This window comes from Thermohalobaculum xanthum (assembly GCF_016623495.1).
GTDB lineage: Bacteria > Pseudomonadota > Alphaproteobacteria > Rhodobacterales > Rhodobacteraceae > Thermohalobaculum > Thermohalobaculum xanthum.
The window spans coordinates 1-5,405 of the sequence record NZ_JAEHHL010000021.1 but is presented as its reverse complement, the minus strand read 5'-3'; the positions used below and the strand labels follow the sequence as shown (position 1 = coordinate 5,405).

The following is a 5,405-nucleotide window of genomic DNA, read 5'->3' as shown; positions in this document are numbered from 1 at the left end:
GCGAATACTCGTACTGAACCTCAAGCAGACCGCGCGGGCAGCAATGGCGGGCAGCAGGGCGCGCCGTCGATCTTCATGGTAAGCCTTCCGGTCCTCGCGCCGGAGGCCCCATGCAGTCCGTTCCGCGCGCCCTGAGCCGGATCAGGCCGGGGTCAGTAGATCCCGGCCTCGGTGTTCGGGCGCCCCTGCCCCATGCGCATGACCGACAGGTCCGAGAGGTCGAGCGTCCGGTAGCCGCCATCCAGGATCAGCTCGGCCATCCCGCGGCCCACGGCGGGCGCCTGTTGCAGCCCGTGCCCGGAAAAGCCGTTCGCGAAGATCAGGTTGGGGCACGACGCATGCGCGCCCAGCACCGCGTTCTGGTCAAGCGTGTTCCATGAATAATGGCCGGCCCAGACGCCGGTCAGCCGGATGGCGTCGAAGGCCGGCGAGCGGTTCGCGAGCAGCGGCCAGACCACCTCCTCGAACTCGGCATAGCGCGGCTCGAAATCGTCATGCGCCACCGCCGGGTCGGGGTCCGGGCCGATGCCCGCGATGAACCCCTCGCCCTCGGGCCGGCACCACAGGCGCGAGGCGTCGATCATCAGCGGCAGCGCGCCCGCCGGCGGCGTCTGGCAGGTGAAATGGAAGACCGTGCGCTTGCGCGGCTCGACCGCGAGCGGAATGCCCGCCCACGCCGCGACCAGCGCCGCTCGCGTTCCCGCGGCGTTGACCACGTGGTCGCAGCCGATCTCGCCACCCGAGCCCAGCTTCACCGCCATCACGCGCCCATCCCGCATCGCGAAGCCCACGGCCTCGTCGCGCAGCCACACCGCGCCCGCCGCCTGCGACGCCGTGCGAAGGCCGCGCAGCAGGGCCATGTTGTCAAACCATCCCTCGCCCGACAGGCCAAGCGAGCCGAGCGTGAGATCCTCGACATTGAGATGCGGAAACCGCGCTGCGACTTCGGCGGGGGAAAGCAGCGCGACATCCGCGCCGCAGGCACGTTGCAGCAGATGATTGCGCGTCAAGGCCTCGGCACCGGCCGCGTCACTCGCGAGGATCAGATAGCCGTTCTCGCGAAAACTCAGCCCCTCGCCATCCGGGCCGCGGAATTCTCGAATGAATTCCGTCCCGTATTGCGAGATCCTGATATTCGTCTCGCTCGAGAACTGGTGCCGGATGCCCGATGCCGCCAGCGCCGTCGACGCGCGCGCATAGGCCGAATCGCGCTCGACCACCACGACGCGCCCCCGGAAGCGGCGGGCGACCTTGAGATGCCAGGCGACCGAGGCACCGATGACGGCGCCGCCAATGACGACGATGTCCGCCGTTTCCATCTCAGCGCCCGGCACCGGCGCGGATCTGGCTCAGGGTCTGGCCCGGCGTGAGGCTCTCGGTGTCGATCACGAGCTCGAGCAAGGCGCCGCTTGGCGAGGCCAGCGCACGATCGAACGCGGCCTCGAACTCGGCCGTTCGGGTGACCTTCTCGGCATGCATGCCGTAGGCACGCCCGATCCCGACAAAGTCCGGATTGACGATGTCGGTGGCCGAGACGCGGCCCGGATAGTGCCTCTCCTGATGCATGCGGATCGTGCCGTAACTGCTGTTGTTCACCACAAGAACCACCGGCTGCGCATCCGCCTGCAGGGCGGTGCCCAGCTCCTGCATCGTCATCTGGAAATCGCCGTCGCCCGAGAAGCACACCACTGCCCGATCCGGCGCCACGACCTTGGCCGCGACTGCCGCCGGAATGCCGTAGCCCATCGCACCCGATTGCGGCGCCAGCAGCCGGTGGCCCGGCCGGTAGACGAAGAAGCGGCCCGACCAGATCGCGAAGTTGCCCGCGCCATTGGTGATGACGCCGTCAGCTGGCATGCGGGCACGGACCACCTTCATGACCTCGCCCATGTCAAGGTCGCCCGGTTGCGGCGGCGGGGTGAGCGCGCGCTCGCAGGCGCCGCGCCCTTCGGCCCGCCAGTCGCTCCAGTCGCCCGTCGGGGGCGGAAGCGCGGTCAGAGCGCGCAGGAAGCTCGCGGGTCCCGCGACCCATGCATGCGGGGTCTGGTAGATCTTGCCCAGCTCGTCGCCCGACGGGTGGACGTGGATCAGCGTCTTTCCCGTCTCGGGCAGATCGAGCAGGGTGTAGCCGTCGGTCGTGTTCTCGCCAAAGCGGATGTTGATGGCCAGCAGCGTGTCGCACTCGCGGATCATGCGCTTGACCTGGCCGGGCATGCCCACGCCCGCGTCGCCGACATAGGACGGCGAGGCATTGTCGAAGAGATCGGCGCAGCGGAAGGTGACGGCCAGCGGCAGGCCCGCCTTCTCAATCCAGGTGCGGAAATCGGCCAGCGCCTCGCGCCCCCGGCAGGTCGCGGCGTCCCAGCCGGCGCCGCCCAGCAGGACCAGCGGGCGCTTTGCCGCCGCGAGCATCCGCACCGTCTCGGCGGCCCAGGCCGGATCGCAGGCCGGCTCGGCCGGCTCGATCGGCTGCGAGAGGGGCGCGGCCTCGGTCATCTCGACCAGCATGTCTTCGGGCAGCGCGATCACCACGGGCCCCGGGCGGCCCGACAGCGCCACGCGCCAGGCACGGCCGACGATCTCGGGGATCCGGGCAGGATCGTCAATCTCGACCGCCCATTTCGCGACGGTCCCGAACATCGCGCGGTAGTCGACCTCCTGGAACGCCTCGCGACCGCGCATGTCGCGCCCGATCTGACCGACGAACAGGATCATCGGGCTCGAGTTCTGGCGCGCCGTGTGCACGCCGATCGAGGCGTTCGTCGCCCCCGGACCGCGCGTCACGAAGCACAGCCCCGGCTTCCCGGTCATCTTGCCATAGGCCTCGGCCATGAATGCCGCGCCACCCTCCTGCCGGCAAAGCACAAAACGGATGCCCGAGTCGCGCAGGGCGTCGAGCACCGCGAGGTAGCTCTCGCCCGGCACGCCGAAGGCTGTGGACGCACCTTGCGACGCGAGACAATCGACCAGAAGCTGGGCGCCGGTGCGAGGCATTCGGATCTCCTTCAGGCGGGGTATGGCGCGCGGTTCGCGCTGCTCGACGCGGCCATCTCGATCCGACGCGCGAGCCGCTGTCAACCTGTGCCGTGAGACCTGCGCCCCCGCGTCACCTTCGCAATTGACCCGGCTCGCCCGCCCGCACGATCCTGTCGGTCCGTGCTGGCAAGGAGGCGCAATGATCGAGCGTCCGTCACTGACCCTGGGCATAGAGGAGGAATACCTCGTCGTCGACCACGAGACGCGCGATCTCGTGCGCGAGCCCTGCCCCGAGTTCCATCGCCGCCTCGAGGATCTGCTGGGCACGCGCGCGACGCGCGAGTATCTCCAGTGCCAGGTCGAGGTCGGAACGGGGGTGCACCGCTCGGTGCCCGCGGCGCGGGCCGAACTGGCCGAACTGCGCGCCGGGGTCGCGGCGGCCGCGGCCGAGTTCGGCTATGCGCCCATCGCCGCCTCGACCCATCCCTTCGCGCGCTGGCGCGAGCAGACCCACACGCGCAAGCCGCGCTACGACGAGTTGCGGGCCGACCTCGGCCTTGCGGTGCGGCGCCTCCTGATCTGCGGCTGCCATGTCCATGTCGGCGTCGAGGACGAGGACCTGCGCATCGACCTGATGAACCAGGCGGCGTATTTCCTGCCGCATCTGCTGGCGCTGTCGGCCTCCTCGCCTTTCTGGGAGGGCGAGGACACCCAGCTTGCCAGCTATCGCCTTACGGTCTTCGACGCGCTGCCCCGCACCGGACTGCCCGACCCGCTGGCCAGCTTCGGCGAGTACCGGCGCCTGGTCGATCAGCTCGTCAGCGCGGGCTGCATCGAGGATGCGACCAAGATCTGGTGGGACATTCGCCCCTCGGCCAAGTTTCCCACGCTCGAGCAGCGCGTCACCGACGTCTGTTCGCGGATCGAGGACGTGACCTGCATCGCGGCGCTCTTCCAGTCGCTGATGGGCTTCCTGTTCCGCCTGCGCAGCCGCAACCAGCGCTGGCGCATCTACCCGGCGACCCTGATCCGCGAGAACCGATGGCGCGCGCAGCGTTACGGGACGACCGGCAAGCTCGTGGACCATGGCCGATCGGTCCTGGCGCCGTTCGCCGACCTCGTCGAGGAACTGATCGACCTTCTGTCCGAGGAGGCCGAGGTCCTCGGCTGCCATGCCGAGCTGCTGCACGCCCGCAGGATCGTCGCGGGCGGAACCTCGGCCGACCGCCAGCGCGCGGCCCACGCAGCGGCGGTCGCGGCCGGCGCGAGCCCCGAGGCGGCGCTGCGCGCCGTCGTCGACACGCTCATTGACGAATTCAACCCCCAGTAACGGAGGAATCCATGGCCGCCTATCTGATCGTCGACACAAAGATCAGCGATCCCGCGCAGTACGAGGAGTACAAGGCCAAGGCGAAGCCGATCCTCGAGAAGCATGGCGGCGAGTACCTGGCCCGCGGCGGCGCGCTCGAGGTGTTCGAGGCCGACCTCTGGCATCCCACCCGACTGGTGGTGGTCCGCTTCCCCAGCATGGACGCGGCGCGCGCCGCACGCGACGATCCCGCATACGCCGAGGTCCGGATGATCCGCCAGGCGGCCGCGAAGGCAACGCTCGCGATCGTTGAGGGGCTTTGAGCGCCGGCTGATCCTGTCTGGCGTTCATCGGCTACAGCGGCGCCGGCCCCCGCCGTGCATGCCGGCGCCATGGTGGCACGGCATTCAGTTGGCGTTGGCCCGGAACGAACGCCGGCGCCGTCTGTCCGACAGTTATGGCCGCGCGATCACGTCGGGCACCGGACCGCCGCGGAACACCGTGTCGACCTGGCCGTAGTCGTCCAGCCCGAAGGGCATTCGGGCAAAGCGCGCGACCGGCACCGCGCCGTCGAAGCGCGGCTCCCACTGCCGCTCCGAGACTAAGCAGACCGCCGACACGCCGGTCATGTCGTTCGCCAGGGGATACTCGGGAAAGCGGCGGACACCCTGGAAGATGTTCACACCGGCCAACTGCACGACCCCCGCGCCCTCGACACTGAAGCCGTATGGCAGGCTCACGGCGCTCTCGCGTGTGCGCGTCTTGGCGCCGCAGATCGCCACGCGGCCGTCCTGCTCGCGTGCGCGCAGCATGACGATCAGCGACCCGCCCGTATTGTAGCTACCCCCGGTGGCCGAGTAGCGCGCATCGACCGGCTCCGAGCCTCCGGGCGCCGGCGCGGACATGCATCCGCCGAGCAAACCCGCAACCGCGGCAACCGCCGCGAAACCAACCGCCCGGATCATGTCGCGCTCCATTCTCATCCGCCTTCGGCGGTGCGAGTTTAGCGCCCGAGGTGCAAAAGGAAAACGGCCGCCCCGAAGGACGGCCGCCCGTGAGTGACCAGCCTTGCGGCGGGATCACTCGATGATTTTGGAGACGACGCCTGCGCCGACGGTGC

General features: G+C 69.6%; 5 protein-coding genes. 2 read left to right on the top strand and 3 right to left on the bottom strand.

The features are described from left to right. Nucleotides 1–152 precede the first annotated feature (152 nt). Nucleotides 153–1,319: an NAD(P)/FAD-dependent oxidoreductase gene (locus tag H0I76_RS19215; RefSeq protein WP_200613795.1), complete on the bottom strand. Its 1,167-nt coding sequence runs from the start codon at nt 1,317–1,319 to the stop codon at nt 153–155. Nucleotide 1,320: 1 nt separating this feature from the next. Continuing rightward, nucleotides 1,321–2,994, bottom strand: a complete 1,674-nt coding sequence (locus H0I76_RS19210) for a thiamine pyrophosphate-binding protein (RefSeq protein ID WP_200613792.1) — start codon at nt 2,992–2,994, stop codon at nt 1,321–1,323. Nucleotides 2,995–3,175: 181 nt separating this feature from the next. Between H0I76_RS19210 and H0I76_RS19205 the strand changes: the two genes are divergently transcribed. Then, on the top strand, nt 3,176–4,306 hold the full coding sequence (locus tag H0I76_RS19205) for a carboxylate-amine ligase (RefSeq protein WP_200613789.1): 1,131 nt from the start codon (nt 3,176–3,178) through the stop codon (nt 4,304–4,306). 11 nt (nt 4,307–4,317) lie between these two features. Then, entirely contained in the window at nt 4,318–4,608 is a 291-nt protein-coding gene (locus tag H0I76_RS19200) for a DUF1330 domain-containing protein (RefSeq protein ID WP_200613787.1), read from the top strand. Between the two features lie 132 nt (nt 4,609–4,740). On the opposite strand, the gene H0I76_RS19195 is transcribed toward H0I76_RS19200, so the two are convergent. Continuing rightward, the gene (locus tag H0I76_RS19195) at nt 4,741–5,250 is read right to left on the bottom strand and encodes a hypothetical protein (RefSeq protein WP_200613784.1); all 510 of its coding nucleotides are present in this window, start codon (nt 5,248–5,250) and stop codon (nt 4,741–4,743) included. Between the last annotated feature and the right edge of the window lie 155 nt (nt 5,251–5,405).